Source organism: Kordia aestuariivivens (genome assembly GCF_014397005.1).
Lineage (GTDB): Bacteria > Bacteroidota > Bacteroidia > Flavobacteriales > Flavobacteriaceae > Kordia > Kordia aestuariivivens.
The window spans coordinates 113,090-136,905 of sequence record NZ_JACGWS010000013.1 but is presented as its reverse complement, the minus strand read 5'-3'; the positions used below and the strand labels follow the sequence as shown (position 1 = coordinate 136,905).

Sequence of the window (23,816 nt, the reverse complement as noted above, 5' to 3'; positions counted from 1 at the left end):
TTAAAATAATTACTTGCTATTTCGATCTAAATTCTTGTCGTAAGACATAAAAAGATTAATCCAGATATTTCGCGACAAACGCATAATCACAGGCATAAAACCAATCATTGTTCCCATAATAGCAAAAAAGGAAGTCAATAAGTTGGTTCCAATCAAATATCGAGAAACAAAAAATGCGGCAAATGCAAACCCAATTCCAACACCATAACTAACATACATGGCACCATAAAAAAATGAAGGTTCAATTTTATAGCGAGTTCCACAATGTGCACATGTTTCGTTCATTTTCAATGTAGCATTTAACTTATACGGATTTCGAACCTTATACATGCGTTCATTATGACATTTTGGACAAGTTCCCGTTAAAATACTATATAATTTCGATCCTTTTTTTAACATTTGCAAAATATAGATTAAATAGCTAGTCTTACTTCACACAAAAATAAGACTTCCATTTCATAAAACTGTAACTTTTGTCACACACATGATAAATATTCATAACATAGCCGTTGCTTTTGGCGGAACTTACTTATTCAAAGACATAGCTTTCCGTTTGAATGCTGGCGACAGCGTTGGACTCATTGGAAAAAATGGCGCAGGAAAATCCACGTTATTAAAAATTCTAGCCAAGGAAAGCGAACCTGATGAAGGATCAATGGCAACCGATAAAGACATTGAAATTGGTTTTTTGAAACAAGATATCGAATTTACGCAAGGACGCACGGTACTTGAAGAAAGTTATGAAGCTTTTGGACAAATTCGTGAATTGGAACTTAAAATTGATCAAATAAATCATCAATTAGCAGAACGAACCGATTATGATAGCCAATCGTACACACAACTCATAGAAGACTTAAGTGAATATACCATACGATATGAAATCTTAGGTGGATACAACTACAAAGGAGATACGGAACGTGTTTTACAAGGATTGGGTTTTAACCGAGAAGATTTTGACAAAAAAACAGACACATTTTCTGGTGGTTGGCGTATGCGAATTGAGTTGGCAAAACTCCTACTTCAAAAAAACGATATTCTACTCTTAGATGAGCCAACAAACCATTTAGATATAGAATCTATCATTTGGTTAGAACAGTTCTTAAAAACGTTTCCAGGTGTTGTAATTATTGTTTCGCACGATAAAATGTTTCTCGATAATGTAACCAACAGAACCATTGAAATTTCATTAGGTAGAATTTACGATTACAACAAACCATATTCGAAATATTTAATACAACGAGAAGAAATTCGCGAGCAGCAAAAAGCAACACAAAAAAATCAAGCAAAGCAGATTCAGCATACTGAAAAGTTAATTGAGAAATTTAGAGCGAAAGCTTCCAAAGCAACGATGGCACAATCGCTCATAAAAAAATTGGATAAAATTGATCGTATCGAAGTCGATGAAGATGACAATTCGGTGATGACAATTCAATTTCCAATATCAATTCAACCTGGAAAAGTAGTCCTAGAAGGAGAAAACATCTCAAAGCAATACGGCGAAAAGCAAGTATTGTCAAATGTAGATTTATTTGTGGAAAGAAGCAGTAAAATTGCATTTGTCGGTCAAAATGGACAAGGAAAATCGACCTTAGCAAAAATCATTGTCAATGAAATTTCGCATGGCGGAAAACTAGCTTTAGGTCATAATGTACAAATTGGGTATTTCGCGCAGAATCAGGCAGAATATCTAAATGGCGAATTGACAGTAGAAGAAACCATGATTGAAGCTGCTGACGAAAAAACACGTCCAAAAGTACGTGACATGCTTGGTGCTTTCTTATTCAGAGGTGAAGAAGCGGAGAAAAAAGTAAAAGTGCTTTCGGGAGGCGAACGAAACCGTTTGGCGTTGTGTAAAATGCTATTGCAGCCGTTTAATGTGTTAGTGATGGATGAACCGACGAATCACTTAGACATCAAATCTAAAAATGTTTTAAAAACGGCAATGCAAAACTTTGAAGGAACCTTAATATTAGTCTCGCATGATCGTGATTTTTTACAAGGTTTAACAAACAAAGTGTACGAATTCAAAGATCAAAAAATAAAAGAATATCTCGGCGATATTAACTATTACCTAGAAGAACGAAAAGTTGCCAACTTACGCGAAGTAGAAAAGCGAACAGTTGTGAAACAAGAAGTTGTAAAAACGGAAGATACCAAGCAAACGTACGAAGCACAGAAAAAGCTAAAATCGCTCAGTAACAAACTCAACAAAGTTGAACGAAGTATTTCTGATTTAGAAAAAGAAATCAAAGACATTGATATGGAATTGGCGACTGATTATGAAGCAACGATTGCCAAGCCCAACTTCTTTGATTCGTATCAAGGGAAAAAGAAAACCTTGGAAACTTTGATGGAAAATTGGGAAGAATTACAAGAACAAATGGATGAACTAAGTTAATATGAACGAACATTTTTTTCAATGTCCCTATTGTTGGGAAGAAATATCTATGTTAATTGACACTTCAGTCCGTGAGCAAAAGTACATTGAAGATTGTGAGGTTTGCTGTAATCCCATTGAGCTGACAGTGCAAAGTGAAGACGGAATAATCATGGGATTTGATGCTCAAAACATAGAACAATAAAAAAAATAATTTTTTTATTGGTAGAATCAAAAAACCTTGTATATTTGCAATCCAATAGCGCGGGATAGAGCAGTAGGTAGCTCGTCGGGCTCATAACCCGAAGGTCACTGGTTCGAGTCCAGTTCCCGCTACTAAGCAAAGCTTCACAGAAATGTGAGGCTTTTTTTGTTTTTAGGCGTTTTTATCTAACGAAAAGGCATAGATGCATTCCAAATAGAATTTCTATAAGCCGAAAATAGATGATTTATAGCTACTTAAGATTGTCTTCTTTGAATTTTTGGCATGTTACTAAATAACTGAAAGTGTTTTTTTAAACTTAATCTACTGGCGCTAATTGCGAGGGAATTATCAGTTGTGAAAAGGTTACTAGTGTGATGCACTTTTACTTTTTCTTCTTCTTCTTCTTTTTACCCAATGAAATCTTATAGTCATTTATGTTTCCTTTGACCTTTAGATTGAGATATCTTATTCTTTTGTTAGGATCTATTTCTACAATCTCATCTTCTTGTTCTTCATTAGTAATAGTATCCTTCTTGCGTCCAAATAATTTTTGCCAAGCAGCTTTTTTTACAGTTTTCCAAGGAATACGTATGTAATAGTCGATATTTTGATTTTGATCATGTGTGCCAGACAATTCTATATGACCCAAAGTAGATTCGATCGTCATAGAGGGAATGTTAATTTTCCCTTTCTTTATATCCAAGCTATTCTGTAAGGTGTCAAACCGAATGTTTTGCAGATTTTTATTTCCCATATAATCTGAAAGTGCCAGCATTGGATCGTAATTTTTTAATCTTCCATTTAATACTTTTACGTCCATTTCTATAGTTGATTGGTCCAAATCAGGCACCAAATCTGGGTATACTCTAATCTTTCCTGTAATTCTAGAGGTGAGTTTTCCTTGTAAATTTTCTGAAACGAGATGGTCTTGCCCAAAATTTTCAAATTTGAACAGTAATTTATCTAAATCAACATTATTCATCACTAAATCTGGCTGCAGATAGATATGTTTTGGGTCGCTACCATTAAAGTAGCCGCTTAATCGAATATTCCCTCCTGCAGCATCCATATGTAACGTATCTACATAAATATAATGGTTGGGTGTTATTCTTAAATCTGCTTTGATCTTTTGAAGATCAATTCTATGGTACATAAAGTGAGCGATATCTACTTTAAATTGCATGTCCGTAAATGGCAATTCATATAAATTGAAGGCATCTGCATGTTCTTTTACATCTGCAGTTTTTGAAGCAACAGCCGCTGCTGGTTTTGGTGGACTTAAATCAAAATTGAAAAGTGCATCATAGTCAATATAATTTGCTTTTAATTTGAGATAATTATCTCTTTTCTTTATTTGCTGATTTTCCCCTAAATAATAGTTTAAATCGAAATTAAAATTGGTGGTTCCTATTTCACCATGAAAGTCTTTTATCACCACATGTTGATCTTCGTAATGTATGTTTCCTCTAAAATCATGAAAGCGAAGTGGATGTACTTTCATTTTTGTATCTAATTTATCTAAAGCCAAATCGATGGAGTGTAAAGCAGAGTCTTTATAATGCATACTAGAGGTAAAATGTAATGCCAAATCATCAAATTCTTCATGTCTGTAATCTTCTGGAACATAATTTTCTCCCATATACGAAAAAACATCTTCCAATCGTAGCTTCTTAGAAGTAAGATTGATATCTAAGTCTACATCTCCGTTAAGTTCGGGTTGCATCCAAAAGGCATAATCATGTATGAGTCCATCAAAATGAAAATCACTATCATCTATATATCCCGTGAAATCTGCTAGTTGCAAGTCTAAGCTGTCGATTAATACATCGGCATGGAAATCATGTAATTTATGGGGATAATGTTTCAAGTCTGCATATAAACTATCAATAAAAAATTCACCTTTCGGTAAATATTTAGATTCTGTAAAATCTTTTGCAGACGCTTTAAAAGAAAGCCCTAAGCTCAGCTCTTTTATTTGTTCATCGAAACCGGTTTGTATTGTGTCTTGTTTTGAAAAACTAGTTAATTGGGCAATATCTAAGTAATTAGAGGCAATATCTAAATGGACTTCTACTGGAATGTCAGTGTGATGTACAATTGCAGGTAAGTCCGAAAGAAAACCACTTACAGATAGATCTGAATTTCCCATCAATAGTTTAAACTGGTTTAGGGTTGCTTCCTTGCCATTCATCACCAAGTGTACATTTAAACTATCTAAAGGAGCAGGAAGTTCTTTCGCAACTAAACTTACATCTTTTACAATTAATTCTGCAAAGTAGGCTTGATTGAGTTTTTGTAACGCCTTTTCGGGGTTATCAATATCAATAATATCGTGAAAACTCATTTTCAGCGAAACTTGTCCTGAGGCATCTTCTACTTGCTTTAGGTCAAAAAAATCTGCAATAAAATTGAGGTTAAAATTTGAGTTTATTTGCATGTTCACTTCTGGAGATTCAAAATTCTTCACAAAAAGAGTTCCTTTAAATTCTCCCTTTTCCAAAGACGCAGTCATATCGGTTAGCGAAAATTCCATGGTACTTGCATCTCTATTTTCTCCATTCGTAAAATGACCATTAAAGCCCATTTCATCTATTTTTTTCCCACTTTCAGTATTTTCTAAAAAAGCTTTTTCAGCTCCGAAACGGGCGTTAATAAAAGGCCTATTTCCTTTATTAGCTGGTCCTTGTATACTAGCATTAAAATAGATTTTACCAGCATTTCTGTATTTCTCTAATACAGGTATTACATCTGCTGGAGCAAATGCTATAAGCATATCAAAATTGGGCTTTGTTCCTTTAATAGAAAGGTCAAGGTCTACGTCATTTTTTATATCTATAGAACCTTCTAACTCAAAATCACCATTTTCCATTACAATACCTGAGGGTTGTATGTCAAGAATACCAGTATATTCATTAAATACCAGATCTGTATGAACTTCAAAATGTTTTTTATGAATGAAGGTTGTATCTCTATTTTTTATCACATTTAATTCAAAATCTGTGTCGATATGCCCAGCGATGATACTGTCTTTTTGGCTAAAACTACCTGTGCCAGCATATATAAATTTTTCGACATCTGTATTAGTGGCTTCATCTAAAGTGTGAATATCTAGATTTTTAAGTTTAATCTTTTTTAGATGAATATTAGTAGCAGGAGTTTCTGTATCAGAAGTACTAGCTAGGGAGTTTTGAATATTAGTAGTATTATTTTCGTGAATAACAATATTAAAAGTGCCATCTTCAACTACTAAAGATTGAATATCATAATTTCCATTTACAATATCCCAAAGGTTAAAACCAATGTAAATATCTTTTACATCCATTATGACAGGCGCATTGTCTTCTTTTGTTTCAAAAATTTGTAAATCATACACCTTTACAGAGATATATGGGAAGTTGCCAAAAAGGGATAATTCACTCTCACCAACACTAATAAGGCCTTTATGTTCTGTATTTAATTTTGCGATCTCTCCTTTAATAATTTCAGATTGGTTGCTCTGAACATATAATATTAGACCTCCTACTAATAAAATAGGAACTAAGATGAGTCCTAATAAAATTCGTTTCCATAATTTTTTAATCTTCAAAGTAGCTGTCTTTTAGAATTAGAAAGGTGTTTGGCTTTAAAAGTAACGAATTAGTATGAAAAAACCTTGTTTTAGAACATGATTTAGTTTTGAATCAACTGCATTCATTGATTAGATATTTTAAAGTCATTTTTTCCTTAAAGCATGGATATAGTAAGTTCATTATTTTCTCTTGATTATAGAAAAATATTGATTCCTAAAAACTTCAATTGTAATGATTGGAGTTTTTGTTTTTAAGGTTGATATTTTATAAAACGTCACTTATTTTCCTTTTTTGCTCTTACTTTTTATTATTACTTGCTTACATATTTAATCTTAAAATCATTTATTATGAAAAAACGCATTAAAAAACTTAGTATTAAGAAAATGGGTATTGCCAATTTAAATACTGAATCAATGACTTCTATTGTTGCAGGTGGCATAAAACGTTCTAGAGATTTAAATGGCGAATGTTGGTATTCAAGGCACAGAGATTGTACCTTACCACCTCCAGATCCTTGTCAAGACACTAAATGTGCAGATACGGTATGCCGTCTTTAGTGATTAAGAATCTTGAACAAAGCGAACTTTGGTTCGCTTTTCTTTTGCTTTCTATTTATATCAAGAAGTTTTAGAATATTTATTGTTCATTTAAAACCTGATTAAATGATATCCAATGCATTAAATAAAACATCCTTATAGGGTTTTTCTATGGGAATTTTATATGATTGTATTGTGATCCCCATTAATTATTGTGGGTTACTAGACACCTTTTTTTGAGGTAAAAATATCAGAGTTAACAAATAAATTACTAATGGAACTAATATTGTGCCAATCAACCATTAAAGTTTTTTGAAGGGAACCATTTTTCTTTTTTCCCTTTATTCGATTTTATTATTTAGTAATAGTTTTCTTCATTAAAAATAAACATTTTATCTAAATGTATAATTAAGATTAGTTCATGAAGCTTTCAAAAGATCTGAATGCTTTTCAAAAAATGTATGCATCCATTAAAAACATGAAATTCTAGTCTTCTATTAATTTTTAGAAAATGATAAAAGACCTCATTAGAGTCTTAACTTTAAAACACTTACTTTTGTGGGCTTAATTTATATGAAAACTGTCAACCTATTTTAGGATGACTCAAACTTAAAGCGAAACTGGTAAAATACAATCGTATGACTGATGAAAATATAGCAAAGATTAATGAGGCAATAGCTCAGTATTTTAATGCAAACCCTACTATTGATTGGATTCCAGTAAAAACAATCATGCCTGCATTAGTTGCAGCTGGGATCTTTGAAAAAGATGAAAAAAAAGGGTTTCCAATGCGAAAAGTATTGCGCCGACTAGATCAAAAATCGGAACTCGCAAAAATACCTACGGTACATGCCGAAAGAAGAACGGAAAATACATATTGGTATATCGTGAGAGAAGGTAAGGAATATGAGCCAAAAGAAGTGATTCCTGAGATCAGCAAAAAAGAACAACACTTACTCGATATTCAAAACAGTGATGAGAACTATCTCATAAATCTATGTGATGAATTATTAGACAAAAAAGCCTCAAGAAAACATACGTTTGACACCTTAGTAGGAAATCTTCACAAAAGAGGAAAAGGCAGAACAAAGCTACCTTTAGATGCGTATTACAAAGACTTAAAACTAGTCATTGAATTTTTCAAGCAAACGACTGCGGTTAGTGAATTGGATGAAAAAGAACAAGCACGAATAGCACAAATAAAATACTATGACGAGCTTAAAAAAGAAGCTGTTCTCAATAAAAGTATGCGTTACATGAAGATCAATCATGCTCAATTTGAATGTGACGAAGCAAACAAATTAATTCGAAATACGGAAAATGATACACTAGTATTAAAAGAGATCCTAAAAGATTTCTTAGAAGACTAAAAACAGGTATAACTCCGTTTAACATAGCTAAAACCTTCTTGAATTCTCAAGGAGGTTTTTTTATAAAATGATGCCTTATCTTGAATTATAATCTAAATGTTAAGTATGGTGTTACCGTAAGTAATTCATAATTTCTTTTCATATTTTATTATTTAATCAAAATTTTATTATCATGAAAAAAAGAAATTTAAAGTCACTAAAACTTAACAAAATATCTATTTCTAACTTTATCAATATTAAAGGAGGAAATAGAATTACGATTGATAATCAGACAATATGTACTGATACCAATCGTAGAGATTGCCATAGACTATAAATTAAATCATTTTAGAAGCGAACTACGGTTCATTCAAAGTCGGAAGATTTTTTCTTCTGGCTTTTTCTGTTATTAAACGATAGATTAATTTGGTTTCTTTTAACAGTTTGCATGTTATAAGTTAATCATCTGTTAAGTAATCATGAATGTGTAACATTAGAAATCATAGCTCGTCTATTATAGTGAGAACAAATTCATCATTCAAAAAAACAATTAAAAAATTATCAACATGAAAACAATTAGTAATACAGTATCCGCAGTAACTAAAACAGGAGTTAAAACAACAGTATTTAGTAACTCAAATTCCATTGCATGGAATATGAAAAGGCGTTTTAGATAACGCTAACTTTTAAAACGAACTTAAGACAATTATGGTCGGAAGATTTTTTCTTTCGACTTTTCTGTTTTATATAAGCTTTCTTAAGATTAAAAAAGCAGTATTATCGTTTCAACAATAGCTTTTTAATCAATGAAATCTGCCCAATATGATAATGCGTATGTTCAATAATTCCATGAATATTTCGGTAATAACTCCCATACTTTTTATCGGTAAAATCTTGATCAAAACAATCGTCAGGTAACTTCGCTACTTCATCAGCAAACTGTTCGGCATCTTTCCAAACCTTCGCTAAAAAAACTTCCCATTCAGCTTGTGAAGTAATTTGTGGATGATCAAAACTTAATTCATCTTTCGCATTCAACGCTTCACCTTGAAACACTTTCAAAACAGCCGCAACATAATAATTAACATGAAAAACCAACGTAAGAATCGTATTCAAGTCTTGCACTTTGGTCGTAGCTTGCTCATAAGTGATGCCTTCCATAATTTCTTTAAAACTTGTGCCTGTCCAATTTCCTCCAAAATGAACTTCTCTAAAATGTTTTGCGATATGTGTTGCTAATCTCATACTATTAAGAATATTCAGATTTTAAATCATCAGGGTTTACAGAGCTTTTCAACGCTTCAATCACACCTAACGCTGCGGCTTCTCCTGCCAACATTGCAGCATTTACGGAGCCGTTGAGTTGTACATCGCCTGCTAAAAAAGTATGTGTGGTCAAACGCGTTTCGGATGGCAACATCGTATATTGAAGTTGTTGCAAATTGGGCAATGCTTTCGGAATTGTATACTGTTTCAAAAAAGTACACGAATCAATTCCGCAATGAAGTTTCAATTCCTCTTTTACTTTTTCAATCAAGCTTTCGCTAGATAAATCATGCGAATCAACAATTGTTACGGACAACAATTCCTTGTCGCCAGACGAAGTTGTTTGCAAACTATGATGATAAAAAATATTATTTATAAGGCTGTTTGAATCTGCAATCAATCCAATCAAAGGTTTTGAAATCATACGTTTTGAAGTTTCAAAATACAAGGTATCACATGATTTCCATTCCGTTTCTTGCGATTTCAAATTTGAAATCAAGTTGCTCGCTTCTGTGGCAACAATTGTAAAATTACTTTCTAAAATGTCACTATTCTCTAACGTGATTTTTCCATCTTCAATATTTTGTACACGCGTATTAAAGTGAAACGTAGTCTGTTTTAATTTGGATGAAAGTTGCTTTGGAATCGCTTCAATTCCAGCTTTTGGAAGTACGGCAAATCCTTCGCCAAACATCTTATACACAAACTCAAACATTCTACTAGAAGTTTCCAATTTCGATTCTAGAAAAATTCCACTAAAAAACGGTTTAAAAAACTGAGAAATCATCGCTTCCGAAAAACCTAAATTTTGCAAATAGGCAAGCGTAGTTGTTTCTGGTTGTTCAAAAATTTCAGTGAGTGATTTTTTCTTTAAAGAAGTATTTAACTTTAGAATTTTTAGCTTATCGGAAAAAGTTCCAATTCCAGAAAATAAAGTCGGAAACAACAAAGAAAGTTTTCGCAACGGATCGCCAATAGTTTGCCGCTTTCCATCAGAAAAAATAGTTGTGCCAGGTAAAAACTCTTGTAAATCAAGTGTTTCATAATCCAAATAGGCTTTTGCCGCTGGATACGCTGTTAACAAAACTTGAAAACCATGATCAAGTTGATAACCATTCACAATATCTGTCTTTACACGTCCACCAACACGATCGGTCGCTTCAATAATTATAGGATGAAAACCATGATTCTCGAGCACTTTTGCAGCAATCAATCCACTAATTCCAGCACCAACAATATAAATTTTATACGCTTCTTTTTTCATTATAATTTGAACTAAAAAATTACCATAAAAATAATTAAAACTATTGTAATATGATTAACTTTCAGGATATGCTTTCAAATTATAACAGCCCCAAATCACGAAAATAATTTCCAATACAGTTCCAATGGTAAATGCTAACGAAGGAATGCCGTCTATAAAAATACTTAACAAACGTCCAGCTGCTAATCCGCCCATAAAAAACACAACAGAATAGGTGGCACCACGCCAATGTTTATGAAAACACACACTATATGCCCAATACATTCCAAGTGCAAAATAAGAACCCATCATAGCTCTAAAAACATGATTAAGATCAGTTGTTTCTACATTAAAATCAAAAAATAAAGGCAAAAAAGTGCTCGGATACAATCCGTAGGTGATGCCAACAACCACGACGGCAATGGCAGACAAAGATAAATGTAGGTTTTTATTTAATTCTTTCAATTTGTGTAATCGGTTTCAATATTTTCTTAAATATATGTTAAAATTAGTCAAAAAAAATAAAAAACAAGTGTAAGGTTTTAATAAATTAGCTAACTAAACCCAAATATTACAAAACACCTTATAACTTACGTGTTGAAACCAACAAATGCGACTGCAATTTTGATCTTTGCAAATTCCTCTCAAGAAGAATCGCAGCACAAAACAATTGTTGGTGGAGAAAAATTGTTTCTCATACTTTAACGCACAAATTCTTGAAAAAGTTCAAAAAACAGGATTTCCGAATTTGCCAGCATTTTCGGCGAGTCTCAACAACGGATTGATTCCTGTACGTATGCCATATCCTGCGGAAGAAGCGACGTTAAACACTATAAATTACAATCAAGCAGCACAAGCAACGAATGGAAATAGTATTAATGTTCTTGTTTGGCGGAATGAATAAAGGAAATTTTAAATTCTAAATGTTGAATTTTAAATGTAAAACTTCGATGGCTTCGCTAGGTATTTTCGATCAAAATATATTTTAATCTCAATAATGCTCAGTTTTCGTATTTTCGCAAGCAAATAATATAAGTTAAGAGTTAAAAGTGATGAGTGAAGAGTGAAACAAATAACGAACAAGAAGTTAACTATTCGTATTGAGTATTGAGAAGAAAAAGCATTTGTGAATTCGTGGCAAAAAAAACATTTTTTAATTTTAAACCTAGAACCTAGAACCTAGAACCTAGAACCTAGAACCTAGAACCTAGAACCATAAGCATGAACTGGAAACTAAAAGCAAGCCTACAAAAGCTATTGCATTTTACGAAGATTGGCGATAAGCTCAATCACATTCCTGCTACGTTGAAAAAAGACTATCACAAAAATGTCTGTCTGTATCAAGCGTATGAATGTTTGCGTAAGTTTGATGAAACTCAACATTCAACAACTGTCACATCGAGCGGAGTCGAGATGAAAACAGGAAATACAAAAACAGCGTTGGAAATCGGGACAGGATATTCGTTGATTTCGCCTGTGATTTTACACTTGTTAGGATTTGACAAAATTATCACGGTGGATATTTCCAAAGATGTTTCAATCAAAACGTTCCAGAAGCAAATTAAACACATTGATCATGATGATTTCTTAACGAGAATTGCAGCAAAAAGCACATTCAGTTCGACTGAAATTAAAGAAAAAATAGCGCAACTACAATCGTTTCAAACCCTCAAAAGTTTGTTTGAATCTTGCAATATTACATACATTCCAAAGTACACATTGAGCGATATTGAGAAACAAAGTACTTCGTTTGATTATATCTGTTCGCAAGTTGTTTTTGAGCATATTCCGCCAACATTTTTAACGGAATTATTCCAGAAAATGAAAAGTTGGTTAACGAAAGATGGTTTTGCGGTTCATACTATTAATTTTATAGATCATTTTACAAATCCAGGATTTTTTCAAGACAAAAACATCTCGGAGTTCAACTTTTTAAAGTATTCAGATAAGACTTGGAAGTACTGGGCAGGAAACGATATTGCGTATACAAATAGACTTTCGTATCTGTTTTATCTTGAATTGTGTAAAGAAAATGATCTCACTGTGATTGACTTTAAAGGAGAAAATTACAGGGCGCATAATCCGTTGTCAGCAGACGAAATTCATGAAGATGTGATTAAAAAATATAAGCAGCTTCAAAATGTGAAAGACGTATGCAGATATCAACGTGGAACTTTAATTTTTAAAAAATAAAACATTTTTGACATCATCTGTCAAAAACGCAAATACATTCGCATACTAATCACAATTATAAAGAGTACTTAACGGTAATTACTTTTTAGTAGTAAACAGTGCTTTTAAGACGGCGATAATGATGATCACTATTAAAATCATACCAACCCAAAAAAGGTAATCGGAGAGCCCAAGATCAAAAGTTCCGTGTAAAAACATTTGCAATGAAGTGTTAACTGATTAAAAACAAAAGTAGTAAAATATAATAACTGTAAAATCATGGACAACGTCACCATTTGGCAATTGGTTCTATTGATTGCGGTTACGATTTTACAGATGGTTTTAGCGTGAACTATTATACATTAAGTATAATCATGAAGAAGCCGTGAAAATCATGCTTAAAAACGAATTTTCAGTTTCGTATGCAGCCACGCTTCAAACAGGATTGTGGGACAACATGGAGATTCTGCCCGAACGAGAAAAAGAACTATGTAAAAGTACGTTACTCTGCACCTTGTAAATATTCGGCAAATTCTAATTTTCCTTTTTTTAATCTATAAATGGTACAATCACTGCGTTCAGAGTTTTCATGTACTTGTGTGCAAATAGATCGATGTACGACCGTTAATTTTCCTTCGTAAAAATCATAGTGATCCGCTTGTCGCGAAAGTTTATTTAAAATAATTAACTGCCCACCTCGAAAGTTTTTATGTGTCCAATCGAAAATGGTGTTACTCATCGTGCTTAAAAACGTATCTTTTATGTACGTATTTGTAGTGGTATTGTAAATAAAATAATCATAGCTTGCGTAATATACTTGTGTGAGAATTCTATAATCTTCAAATCCATCAAAATTATAATCTCCAAATTGCTTCTCAACAGCATTTTTTTTGTCTTTATCTAAACGTTTTAATTCGATATTGATTGCTTTATAAGTAGTTTCATGTTTGAGAGAAGGATGTCGATAGCCGCATAATTTTAGAATATATGCTGCGGGAACAGTCACTATTTTGGTTTCAAAATGTCCACCATTATGTTCTTTGTCAATATCTTCTATTTTAACGAAAATATCTTGTCCATAAAAACTACTTATCAATATATAATGATTACTTGCGAATGGAAAGTACCGTTTTTGTAAGTTTCGTTTTTCATTTAAAAATGAAAGATATAAGTGAGGATTTCGCCAAGCAATTAATGATGATTTTTCTATTGAATATGCTTTTGGATCATCTTGATATGGTGTCTTATTTAACAACACAGGATTTCCGTCTTTATCAATCCATGTAATTTTTAAACCTTCAATAATTTGATTTGAATTTTCTGCATGTGGCAGCATTCCGATCAATTGTGCATTGTCATATTCACAATGTTGCGCCTGAACGAATTGGTTGCAAATGAAGAAAAAGAATGCTAGTAAAAGTTTGTTGTTCATGCGATTAGGCTCTAGGAAATAATAACTTTTTAACTACACCAATAAGTATACCAACAAAAAAGCAACTCATGTATACAAGTTGCTTTTTGAATTTTTTGTGCTATTTTAATTGCTTAAAAACAAGGTGTCTTTCTGTATTCGCCAGCAACAACAGTCGTTTCATGATCAATTGTAAATTTGAATTGTTCACCATCTTTTTCACTGGTATACGTTGCGTAATCCCAATTTCCCGAATGTGTTAATTCGTAAACGCCGTTCTTTTTACCTTCATACATCTCATGATAAAACTGCGTAATTGTTGGATATGCGCCACCTTCTTCATAATCTTCTTTTACATTTTTTAATGGAATTGTACCTTTTTGACCTTTATATTTTACAAACAATGCATTTCCTTCATCATTGAAAGCAATAGAAAGTTGCATTGAAGTTTTGTCATCATTTTTGTAACAAATATAGTGGTGTACAATCTTGCTTTTGATGTTTTCTATTTCTTCTATTGTTGCTGCATCTTTGATAGAATCCTTTGACTTCGCTTGCTTTTCAGCTTCTATATCAGTCGTTGGCTTTGCTGTTTTTTTATCTTTTTCAGCACAATTCACACATAAAAGTAAACTCAGAAAAAGTACGATGTACGTAAAATTAGATTTCATAAAATTTATTTTTAAAGGATGAGTAAAATAGCAATTGTGCCAATAACTGTGGCAAAAATACTTACAGCGAATACTGTTTTAAAATCTATCTTAAATGTAATGCTTTTATCAGGGATATTTGCTTTAAATTTTTCTGAAATTTTTAATCCAACAGTTGCATCAAACAAACCCATTAAAAAACTAGAAATGATTCCGATAAGTATGCCGCCATATATTGCTGTATAAACGGCAATAGTTGCATAAATACTAATTGAGCCTATCGTTAATAGCGCATAATTAAAATTTAGTTTTCTAGAAAGAATAGCGCCAATAGCATCAAATATAGCAATTGTGATAAAGCCAATAATAACGACAAAAAGTACGTTCAACATAGTTATAATTTATGTTTTTTGAGTCTTATTGGTATTAGTACTAATTTTTATCTCCAAGACTGATTTCAGACTCACATCCTTTGCACTTAAATGGTGTTCCTGTTAATAATTGTTGAAAATTTACTGCAATTGATGTTTTACAAACAGGACACGGAATAGAGGTTTCATTCATACGATTAAGCTTTAATGGTTAGGGTTATTTTTTTGTGACTATACACAAGCAATGTACATATTTTTATTGAGAAGCGTCAAATCTAACAGAGAACTGTTCATATTGTATGACTTCACAAATACGTAATTCTTCGTATTGTTTTAAACCCTATAAAAACGGAATTTTAAGGTGTAAACTTTTTAATAAATGAAACATACGTACATAGTTATTTTTTTAAGCGTTTTTTCTTTCGCGAATGCGCAAACTACAAAAGTATTATTAGATAGTGCTTTGGTTAAAAAAGAACAACATCACTACAAAGAAAGCATTAAACTTTGTGAGCAAGCCATTTCTTTAGACAGCACATTGACAACAGCTTATTTATATAAAGCAGGATTTCACACAGCATTAATCAACAAGCAAAACGCTGGAGAAGATTATAAAAATTATAAAGCGGCAATAGCCAATTATACCAAAGTCATTGAACTTGAACCGAAACATGCAGAAGCTTTCTTTTATCGTGGTGGCGCACACGATGCAATGGGTTTTTTAAATGAAGCAATATTAGATTACATGAATTCGGTAGGCATAGACGAAAATCAGCCAAAAGTGTACAATAGTATTGGAGTGTGCCATGCGAAAAAAGGAAATGTAGCTGAAGCCTTGAGTTATTTTGAAAAAGCCATTGGGTATGATGCAAATTATGCAAAAGCTTATTCCAATAAAGGAAATGTATACGATATGATGCAAAACCTTGTAAAAGCTTGTGAAAACTGGAAGAAAGCAATAGCACTTGGATATACAGGAAACGTAAATCGGTATTATGGAAAATGCAAAAAGCCTTAAAAATACGTAATTCGTCGTATTGTTAAAACTTAGAGAAATGCTGAGTTTTGTAACAATGAAAAATGTCAAAAAATGACTTTTATAACTTAATAACAACATCATTATGAAAAAAATAATCACACTACTTGCTGCAATCGCATTATTAGTTTCCTGTGCTAACTATGGCGAAAAAAAGATCTTCAACGGAACGGAAGTTTATTATAAAGATGGAGTCACAGAAGCACAAGCAGATAAATTAGGCGAAAGCTTGGTCACTTCTGGATTTGCTGATGGAGCTGGAAAATCTGTGCAGTTTTTAAAAGATGGTGAAAATTATATTTTTAAAATGGTAATCAAAGACGATTTTTTGAATGACAAATCGATGGAAAGCGTGTTTAACATCTTCCCAAAAGAACTCTCAGACTATATGGATTTACCTGTTGATTTGCACTTGTGCGACGATTCGTTTACTACGTTGCGCGTACACAAATTGGCAGATGCTATACAAACAATTATGGCAAAAGCAACGGAAGTTCGTTATACTAAAAATGTAACACTTGCCGAAGCAGAAAAGTTAAAAGACTTCTTAATTGAATTTGGTTTTTCAGACGATCAAAACCGTAAAACAGTCGCATTAGACAAAGAAAATGATGCTTACATTTTTAAAATGGTTTTAGACAAAAGTCGAATAGAAGACAAAAATACCGTTAGTTTATTATATATGTTTAAAGACAAATTGTCTAAAAATGTATTCAATAATCAAACTGTTAAAATACACATGTGTGATGAATTGATGAACACTATGAAAATTGTAGAGCACAAATAATAATACCGATGAAAAAAATAAAACTCATCGCATTCTCACTTATCATACACTTCGCTTTTGTTCAATGCGAAACCAAACAAGAAGTTATTACGTATGAAGTAACGCCCGAATTTGCTGAAAAAATAGACAAACCAGAAGTTCATTTCATAGTAGACATTCCAAAGCAATTAAAATTAGAAAAACCTGTAGAAGGCAAAAAAGGCTATTCGTACGGAATGATTCAAGAAGTTAACAAAGATAGTATCGTAACCGAAATGTTTTCTTTTGGCTACATTACCATGGATGGAATGTCACTAGAAAAAGATGGACAAGCGTTTATGAAGCAAATCCGTGATATGCTCAAAAGTGGCGGATACGAAATAGAAGAAGATACTATGGGAATGTTACAATTTGACGGAGAAAAATACTTGTCATTACAAGCCATTGGAACAATGAAAGAAGGACTAAGTGACCTATTTGTTGGACGTTATTTCTTCAATGTCATCGCGAAACCAAATCCTCATGGAAACACACACATTATCATGCTTATGGCGGCAAGAGATGATCAAGTAAAAATTTATGAAGACTTCAAAGACAAACTTGCAATTTCAACTGTTTGGAAAACTTTTGAATATTTAAGGTAAATACTAAATAATCGTCATGCTGAACTTGATTCAGCATCACACAAGAAGCTAGAATATAACATATGTACGTATCTGTATTCTTTTAAAATGAAACAAAAAATAAACATACAGATCATTCCCAATCGTCAAAACGCATTTATATGGTTTAACGTACTCTTTGTGGCAACTTTATTGCTCACAGGAGAAACGGATGCGTTTTCGATTGTAATGGCGTATTTTATGGAAACGCTAATCATTGGCGCGATTCACGTTGTGAAAATGTACAGAATTTTAAAGTATGCCAATACAACAGGAGTGAAACGTACAGCAAATAATGGCGGCGGAATGATTCTTTTTTTCATAGTTCATTACACGTTTTTTGTGGCGATTCAATCTATTTTTGTCTTTGTATTATTGGAAATGAAAGACCCTAAAATTGATCCATTCAGCATTCTGCAAAACATAGAACATATCTTAACAACCTACGAAGGAATCTACCCAATTTTAATATCATTAGCTATTTTTAACATTGCAGATTTCTATCTGAATTTCATAGTGCCAAAAGCGTATCAAAACATCACAATAGAGCAAAGTTTTTTAGGTCCTTACGGGAGAATTGTGGTGCAGCAATTTGCTGTAATACTCGGATTTTTCTTCTTCATCTTCTCGTTTGCGATCGATATTGTGGCGTTGCTCATTGTTGGAATAAAAGCACTGATTGATTTCTATATTGTATCAAATCCAGAGAAAAATTTGTTCAAAGGTAAAATAGACTTTTCCAAAATGAAAAATCCTTAAAACCAATCCGTATGCGAATCAGACTTTTGCCAAAATCGTTTGCAAATGTCATAGAAATCTAAATGACGTTAAAGATTCCTGCCTTCACTTTGATAAACTCAGTGACCACGCAGGAATGACAAATCGAATAAAACTATTCAAAAAAATACGCAACTCATCGTATTGGAATTTTACTAAAAAAGATGGAATATTGTTAGTGTGATAAAATCACACAAAACACACTCAACCAAAACATTTTTCTATCTTTATAAAGATGAAACAACGCATACTAACATTCTTGCTTTTATTCTCTGGCTTGCTAATTGGGCAAAACACAGTGTCAAATTCAGCGAAAGCGAAAAAAGAAGCCAGTGCATTATTTGAACTCTACGAGCAAAAAAGCGAAGACTTCATTCAAAAACGCGAACTCGATTCTATGCGAGTCTACTTAGCAAAGTTAGACGCGTTACTTCCCAAAACGCAAGATTCATCCTATAATTACAGAGCAGACTTAATCAGAGGTTCTATGTTAATCCGCGATACACAATCGGATAAAGCAATGAACGTATTGCTAAAAGCAGCGGAATTTTTCAAACGACAAGATGATTACAAAAATTACTATCGCGGACGTTATAAAATCGGTATTTGTTATTACTACATAAACAGGCGAGAAGAAGCCAAAGTACATATGTTAGCTGTCATAGAAAATAGCCAGTATGTTACAGAAGATTTGAAAGCGAGTGCTATTGCGAATGTTGGCGCTCTCGATATTGAAAATGGTATGCTACTACCAAATCCAGCATTGTTTAACGATGCAATTATTGGATTAAATCAAGCGATTTCAATCAATCGAAAAAGAAAAAATAATACTAAACTCGCTTCCAATTACAGTTTATTGGCAGAAGCGTATAACCAGCAAAAAAACAAAGAAGAAGCACTTCGACTTTTAGACAGCGCAATATATTTTGCCAAAAAAGATAAAAGCTTGAGTCAAGAAGGCTTCGCATTGATTAAAAAGGGAAACTTGTTAGCAAAAGATAAAAAATACGCACAGGCTAATAAAATGTTAGATAAAGCCATCAAAACGTATAAAGATGCTGACGATAATCCATCGTTATTATATGCGTATGTAGAAAAAAAACGCACGTTGGTGAAAATGGAAGATTTTAAAGCTGCGAGTAGTTTTGGCGATTCTATTTACGGATTGAGTATTGTAAATTTCGACAAACGTTTTGCGGATGGAATTTCAGAAGCAAAAACCAAGTATAAAACTGCCGAGAAAGAGCGCGAAATTTTAGAACAGCGTACAGATATTGCCGAAAAACAATTATTGTTAAATACACGGCAATATCAAATCTATGGCGCGTTAGGTTTGGCATTGGTAATCTTTATTTTGGGCTATCTATTTTACAATCAACAAAAATTAAAAAACACACAATTAGTCAAGGAAAACAAGCTAAAAGTTGCGTTGAGAGAAATAGAAACACAAAACAAATTGCAAGAACAGCGGTTACGAATTTCACGCGATTTACACGATAATATTGGCGCACAACTATCGTTTATCATTTCGTCGATTGATAATTTAAAATACGCTTCCAAAGAAACTTCAGACGAATTCAAAGACAAACTCAGTTACATTAGTGAATTTACATCTGCAACGATTGATCAATTACGCGATACGATTTGGGCAATGAACAAAGATGAAATTTCTATTACAGACTTACAAAGTAGAGTATTGGCGTTTATTGAAAAAGCAAAAAAGGCAAAGGAGAACGTTAAATTTGAGTTCAATAATGAAGTAGAAATGCCAATTGTATTTACAGCAATTGAAGGAATGCATTTATTCAGAGTTGTTCAAGAAGCAGTAAATAATTCACTGAAATACGCAGAACCAACCTTAGTAACAGTAGATTTTAGCGAAACGGAAAAGCAATTACGAGTACAAATAAAAGACAACGGAATTGGATTTGAAAAAGAAACCGTTCAACTTGGAAACGGATTGTACAATATGCAAAAACGTATGGATGAAATCAACGCGAATATTGATATTCATTCCGAACCATCAAAAGGAACGACAATTACGGTGAAATATCATATTTGATGTAGCAATTTATCAATGTGTTGATTTGAAAATTTGAAAATGTTTGGATAGCGAAATTAAAAAGTGTTGATGATTATTTTTAAATTTTAAAAGAAATAATATTTTACCTAATACCTAATACCTAATACCTAATACCTAATACCTAATATCCAAAAACCATGAAACTCAAAATAGCCATCGCGGAAGACAATCACTTTTTGGCAAAAGCCGTCATTGAAAAGTTATCTTTCTTTGACGATTTTGTATTTAAGTTTAAAGCGGCAAATGGTGCAGAAATGATTGGGAAATTAGAAGAAAATCATAATGTAGATGTTATTTTGATGGACATTCAAATGCCAGTAATGGATGGAATCAAAGCAACGGAAATCATCAAAGAAAAACATCCGCAAATTAAAATCATAATGTTGACAGTGTTTGATGATGAAGAACATATCTTTAAAGCAATTCAAGCGGGCGCAGATGGTTATTTGTTGAAAGAAATCAACGCGGAAAACATTCATAAATCAATCTTGGAAGTTGTGAATGACGGCGCGCCAATGTCGCCAAGTATTGCGTTAAAAGCGCTGAATTTACTCAGGAATCCGTTAACTATTACTGTTGATTCCGATGTGGAAAAAGTAAAACTCACCAAACGTGAAACGGACGTTTTATTACAACTAAGCAAAGGCCTGAATTATAATGAAATTGCGGAGAATCTATTTATATCTTCTGGAACGATCCGAAAACACATTGAAAATACTTACCGAAAATTGCAAGTACACAACAAAATGGAAGCCGTTCAAAAAGCAAAATCGCAGAAGCTTATTTAGACTTCTTGGATTTTTAGACATGTTAGATTTGTTGGACTCATTTAGATTATTGGACTTTATTAGAAAGTTAGATTTTTAGATCTGTTTGAAGATTTCGTCACCTTGAACTTGCTTCAAGGTCACATAAAGTTGCTAAAACAAATGTAACTCGTGCCAAAAAATGAAATGGATTCCTGCCTTCGCAGGAATGACAAAGCAAACCAACTAAAATACCAAGAGCGTTCACACTGAGCTTGTCGAAGTGAAGTGAATCTAACAGCGAAGCGATACCAAAGGCGCAGCCGTTTCTAAAAGCGAAGCGATACCAACAATCCGTTAATGCGGCAACTTATCTCTCAACAAACCATATACAAAGGTTCCTAAAAGCGAAGCAACAATCACAATGATAATTGGTAAAAATCCTGCGCCAAGTAACGTAAACATCGGTCCAGGACATGCGCCCGCCAACGCCCAACCCAATCCAAATAGAATTCCGCCAATTGCATACCGCGCAAAACTTTTCTGTTTCGGAGGAAAATGAACTTGTTCGCCGTAAAATGATTTTATTTTAAAACGTTTAATGAGTGCAATCGTGACAACTCCTAAGAAAACTGCAGTTCCAATAATTCCATACATGTGGAAAGCTTCAAACTTGAACATTTCGTAAATACGAAACCAAGAAGCGGCTTCTGACTTAAACATGATGATTCCAAACAGAATCCCGATCAATAAATAGATAAGTGTTCTTTTCATAGCTTAAAAAAGTAAGGGGAAAATTAAATGAATCATGGTCAATCCGCCAATGAAAAAACCAATAACGGCAATTAAAGAAGGAAGTTGCAAATTGCTCAATCCTGAAATGGCATGTCCGGAAGTACATCCGCCAGCGTAGCGAGCACCAAAACCTACTAAAAATCCACCGATGACTAATAAAATGATGTTTTTTGGATCTGTAAAAACGGCAGATGAAAATAATTCTTCTGGCATATACGTTTTTCCAGCATTTTCAAATCCTAGCAATTGTAAATCTGAAACTGTATCCGGATTTAACGCAACTGTTGCTTCAACCGTTAAAAATTGATGCGCGATGAATCCGCCAATAATGGCACCTAAAACTACTGTTAAATTCCAGCGTTGAGATTTCCAATCGAATCGAAAAAAATCAACCTTCTTTCCGCTTCCGCAGATGGTACAAATCGTTCGGAGATTTCCCGACATTCCAAAGTTTTTTCCAACCATGATTAATAAAAACATCACCAAAGCAATCATAAAGCCCGAAATATACCACGGCCACGGTTCATAAATCCATTCCATATTTATAATTTTTAAGCAAAAAAAAGAAAATCTATTCAAAACGGAAGTAACTTTTGTTACAAAGTCTTAAAAAGTTCTATGATGAACACGTGTTTGTATGCTAAAAGTGTTTTATTTTTATCCTGATGAAACAAAAACAGTTGATTGAAATTTTAGGCAATGCAGATATTTATTTGATCGATCAAATTTTAAAAGGTCGCTATCAAGCGAACGATCTTGTATTGGATGCAGGTTGCGGAAGTGGACGAAACTTGCAGTATTTTCACGAAAGTGGATTTCAGTTTTATGCAATAGATACTAATTCAACTCACATTGAAAATTTAAAAAACCGCTATCCTGAACTTGAAGCTAATTTTAAAGTCGCACCAATAGAAAAAATTCCGTTTCCAGAAAATACATTTCATCATATTATTTGTAATGCCGTATTGCATTTCGCGAGAAGCGAAACACATTTTAAACAATTATTTGCAGAATTGGTCCGTGTATTGAAAAAGGAAGGAAGTTTGTTTATCCGAATGACTTCCGATATTGGTGTAGAAGGAAAAGCAACGCATTTACAAGATGGAGTTTATTTCCTGAGAGATGAATCTGAACGTTTTTTATTAACTCGAAGTCTACTAAACGAACTCATGGAAACACATCAGCTTTCATTTTTAGAACTCGTAAAAAGCACCAACGTTAACGACTTACGAAGTATGTCAACGTTGGTGCTTTCCAAATAATAGTCAATATTTTTTTCTAAGCACATTTTCTTTTGTTGAAGCCTGTGCTGACTTGATTCAGTATTCTTTGTACGGGCAAAGAAAATGAAGTTTGAATTAACTATTTACTCCGTTAGTTCAAATTTAATTTAGATAATTCTTATATCGAACTCACATTAAATAAAATTACTTCCAAGCCTTATAACCGCCTTTTAGATCGTATATTTTTTTGAACCCAATTTGAAGTAGTTTTTTTGCCGCTCGTTGACTTCGATTTCCTGATCTGCAATATAGATAGATCGGTTTTTCTCTGTCGAAACTTGAAAAGTTTTCATTAAAATTTGCACGATCAAAAAAGTCAATATTCACAGCGTTTTGAATATGTCCAGCTTTGTATTCAAAACCAGTTCGAACATCAATGAGTTGTACATTTTCAGCAGTAATTAATTTGTTAAATGTGTCAACATCTAAAATTTCAATTTGATCAGTTGATTTGGTTTTGTCGCCAAATAAAGAGGTGAAAAATGACATATATTCGTATTTAGGGGTTTTTAATTTGAA

The 23,816-nt window shown here is 32.9% G+C and carries 25 protein-coding genes, 1 tRNA gene and 1 pseudogene; 15 read left to right on the top strand and 12 right to left on the bottom strand.

Going from position 1 to position 23,816, the window contains the following annotated elements; genetic code table 11:
• Positions 1–9: 9 nt before the first annotated feature.
• Complete coding sequence (locus H2O64_RS19045) at positions 10–399, bottom strand: DUF983 domain-containing protein (protein ID WP_187563818.1); 390 nt, start codon at positions 397–399, stop codon at positions 10–12.
• Between the two features lie 85 nt (positions 400–484).
• On the opposite strand from H2O64_RS19045, the gene H2O64_RS19040 reads away from it, so the two are divergent.
• The 3 genes from H2O64_RS19040 to H2O64_RS19030 all read left to right on the top strand — a co-directional run bounded on the left by H2O64_RS19040 (position 485) and on the right by H2O64_RS19030 (position 2,713).
• Positions 485–2,398, top strand: a complete 1,914-nt coding sequence (locus tag H2O64_RS19040; RefSeq protein WP_187563817.1) for an ABC-F family ATP-binding cassette domain-containing protein — start codon at positions 485–487, stop codon at positions 2,396–2,398.
• A 1-nt stretch (position 2,399) separates the two neighbouring features.
• A complete protein-coding gene (locus tag H2O64_RS19035) occupies positions 2,400–2,582 on the top strand; it encodes a CPXCG motif-containing cysteine-rich protein (protein ID WP_187563816.1) in 183 nt (60 codons plus the stop codon).
• A gap of 58 nt (positions 2,583–2,640) precedes the next feature.
• A tRNA-Met gene (locus H2O64_RS19030) sits at positions 2,641–2,713 on the top strand.
• Between the two features lie 251 nt (positions 2,714–2,964).
• Here H2O64_RS19030 and H2O64_RS19025 read toward each other — a convergent pair.
• Positions 2,965–6,168: an AsmA-like C-terminal region-containing protein gene (locus H2O64_RS19025; RefSeq protein WP_187563815.1), complete on the bottom strand. Its 3,204-nt coding sequence runs from the start codon at positions 6,166–6,168 to the stop codon at positions 2,965–2,967.
• Between the two features lie 366 nt (positions 6,169–6,534).
• Here H2O64_RS19025 and H2O64_RS19020 point away from each other — a divergent pair, with 366 nt between their 5' ends.
• Complete coding sequence (locus H2O64_RS19020; protein WP_187563814.1) at positions 6,535–6,708, top strand: hypothetical protein; 174 nt, start codon at positions 6,535–6,537, stop codon at positions 6,706–6,708.
• Between the two features lie 617 nt (positions 6,709–7,325).
• Complete coding sequence (locus tag H2O64_RS19015; RefSeq protein ID WP_187563813.1) at positions 7,326–8,057, top strand: hypothetical protein; 732 nt, start codon at positions 7,326–7,328, stop codon at positions 8,055–8,057.
• Positions 8,058–8,813: 756 nt separating this feature from the next.
• On the opposite strand, the gene H2O64_RS19010 is transcribed toward H2O64_RS19015, so the two are convergent.
• Genes H2O64_RS19010 through H2O64_RS19000 form a run of 3 tightly spaced genes read right to left on the bottom strand, consistent with a single transcriptional unit; the run spans position 8,814 to position 11,010 of the window.
• The gene (locus H2O64_RS19010) at positions 8,814–9,281 is read right to left on the bottom strand and encodes a DinB family protein (RefSeq protein WP_187563812.1); all 468 of its coding nucleotides are present in this window, start codon (positions 9,279–9,281) and stop codon (positions 8,814–8,816) included.
• A 4-nt stretch (positions 9,282–9,285) separates the two neighbouring features.
• Entirely contained in the window at positions 9,286–10,566 is a 1,281-nt protein-coding gene (locus H2O64_RS19005) for an FAD-dependent oxidoreductase (protein WP_187563811.1), read from the bottom strand.
• Positions 10,567–10,620: 54 nt separating this feature from the next.
• Entirely contained in the window at positions 10,621–11,010 is a 390-nt protein-coding gene (locus H2O64_RS19000; protein ID WP_187563810.1) for a DUF4345 domain-containing protein, read from the bottom strand.
• Between the two features lie 262 nt (positions 11,011–11,272).
• Between H2O64_RS19000 and H2O64_RS18995 the strand changes: the two are divergent.
• The 3 genes and pseudogenes from H2O64_RS18995 to H2O64_RS24250 form a co-directional block, all read left to right on the top strand.
• Positions 11,273–11,449 (top strand): annotated as a pseudogene (locus tag H2O64_RS18995) (SusD/RagB family nutrient-binding outer membrane lipoprotein); the annotation flags it as partial.
• A gap of 317 nt (positions 11,450–11,766) precedes the next feature.
• Positions 11,767–12,738, top strand: a complete 972-nt coding sequence (locus tag H2O64_RS18990) for a methyltransferase domain-containing protein (RefSeq protein WP_187563808.1) — start codon at positions 11,767–11,769, stop codon at positions 12,736–12,738.
• Between the two features lie 373 nt (positions 12,739–13,111).
• Entirely contained in the window at positions 13,112–13,237 is a 126-nt protein-coding gene (locus H2O64_RS24250; protein ID WP_262890652.1) for a hypothetical protein, read from the top strand.
• On the opposite strand, the gene H2O64_RS18985 is transcribed toward H2O64_RS24250, so the two are convergent.
• The 4 genes from H2O64_RS18985 to H2O64_RS24245 form a co-directional block, all read right to left on the bottom strand.
• A complete protein-coding gene (locus tag H2O64_RS18985) occupies positions 13,220–14,149 on the bottom strand; it encodes a hypothetical protein (RefSeq protein WP_187563807.1) in 930 nt (309 codons plus the stop codon). The two genes, H2O64_RS24250 and H2O64_RS18985, sit on opposite strands and share 18 nt — an antisense overlap.
• Before the next feature lie 113 nt (positions 14,150–14,262).
• Complete coding sequence (locus H2O64_RS18980; RefSeq protein WP_187563806.1) at positions 14,263–14,799, bottom strand: hypothetical protein; 537 nt, start codon at positions 14,797–14,799, stop codon at positions 14,263–14,265.
• Between the two features lie 11 nt (positions 14,800–14,810).
• Positions 14,811–15,170 carry a hypothetical protein gene (locus H2O64_RS18975; RefSeq protein ID WP_187563805.1) on the bottom strand — a complete coding sequence of 120 codons (360 nt, stop codon included), beginning with the start codon at positions 15,168–15,170 and terminating at the stop codon, positions 14,811–14,813.
• 40 nt (positions 15,171–15,210) lie between these two features.
• Positions 15,211–15,342 carry a hypothetical protein gene (locus H2O64_RS24245; RefSeq protein ID WP_262890651.1) on the bottom strand — a complete coding sequence of 44 codons (132 nt, stop codon included), beginning with the start codon at positions 15,340–15,342 and terminating at the stop codon, positions 15,211–15,213.
• Positions 15,343–15,528: 186 nt separating this feature from the next.
• On the opposite strand from H2O64_RS24245, the gene H2O64_RS18970 reads away from it, so the two are divergent.
• The 6 genes from H2O64_RS18970 (at position 15,529) to H2O64_RS18945 (ending at position 21,261) form a co-directional block, all read left to right on the top strand.
• Positions 15,529–16,167, top strand: coding sequence for a tetratricopeptide repeat protein (locus H2O64_RS18970; protein ID WP_187563804.1), 639 nt, complete (start codon positions 15,529–15,531; stop codon positions 16,165–16,167).
• A gap of 103 nt (positions 16,168–16,270) precedes the next feature.
• Positions 16,271–16,972, top strand: a complete 702-nt coding sequence (locus H2O64_RS18965; protein WP_187563803.1) for a hypothetical protein — start codon at positions 16,271–16,273, stop codon at positions 16,970–16,972.
• A gap of 8 nt (positions 16,973–16,980) precedes the next feature.
• Positions 16,981–17,595 (top strand): hypothetical protein, encoded by a 615-nt coding sequence (locus H2O64_RS18960; protein WP_187563802.1) that lies wholly within the window; start codon positions 16,981–16,983, stop codon positions 17,593–17,595.
• Between the two features lie 87 nt (positions 17,596–17,682).
• Positions 17,683–18,372, top strand: a complete 690-nt coding sequence (locus tag H2O64_RS18955) for a DUF6498-containing protein (RefSeq protein ID WP_187563801.1) — start codon at positions 17,683–17,685, stop codon at positions 18,370–18,372.
• 253 nt (positions 18,373–18,625) lie between these two features.
• On the top strand, positions 18,626–20,452 hold the full coding sequence (locus tag H2O64_RS18950) for a tetratricopeptide repeat-containing sensor histidine kinase (RefSeq protein ID WP_187563800.1): 1,827 nt from the start codon (positions 18,626–18,628) through the stop codon (positions 20,450–20,452).
• A gap of 158 nt (positions 20,453–20,610) precedes the next feature.
• Positions 20,611–21,261, top strand: a complete 651-nt coding sequence (locus H2O64_RS18945; protein ID WP_187563799.1) for a response regulator transcription factor — start codon at positions 20,611–20,613, stop codon at positions 21,259–21,261.
• 315 nt (positions 21,262–21,576) lie between these two features.
• Here the strand turns inward: H2O64_RS18945 and H2O64_RS18940 are convergent, their stop codons facing one another.
• A complete protein-coding gene (locus H2O64_RS18940; protein WP_187563798.1) occupies positions 21,577–21,993 on the bottom strand; it encodes a DUF6691 family protein in 417 nt (138 codons plus the stop codon).
• A gap of 3 nt (positions 21,994–21,996) precedes the next feature.
• On the bottom strand, positions 21,997–22,554 hold the full coding sequence (locus tag H2O64_RS18935) for a YeeE/YedE family protein (protein ID WP_187563797.1): 558 nt from the start codon (positions 22,552–22,554) through the stop codon (positions 21,997–21,999).
• Positions 22,555–22,694: 140 nt separating this feature from the next.
• On the opposite strand from H2O64_RS18935, the gene H2O64_RS18930 reads away from it, so the two are divergent.
• Positions 22,695–23,276, top strand: coding sequence for a class I SAM-dependent methyltransferase (locus H2O64_RS18930; RefSeq protein WP_187563796.1), 582 nt, complete (start codon positions 22,695–22,697; stop codon positions 23,274–23,276).
• A gap of 165 nt (positions 23,277–23,441) precedes the next feature.
• Here H2O64_RS18930 and H2O64_RS18925 read toward each other — a convergent pair whose 3' ends face one another.
• On the bottom strand, positions 23,442–23,786 hold the full coding sequence (locus H2O64_RS18925) for a rhodanese-like domain-containing protein (RefSeq protein WP_187563795.1): 345 nt from the start codon (positions 23,784–23,786) through the stop codon (positions 23,442–23,444).
• Positions 23,787–23,816: the final 30 nt, after the last annotated feature.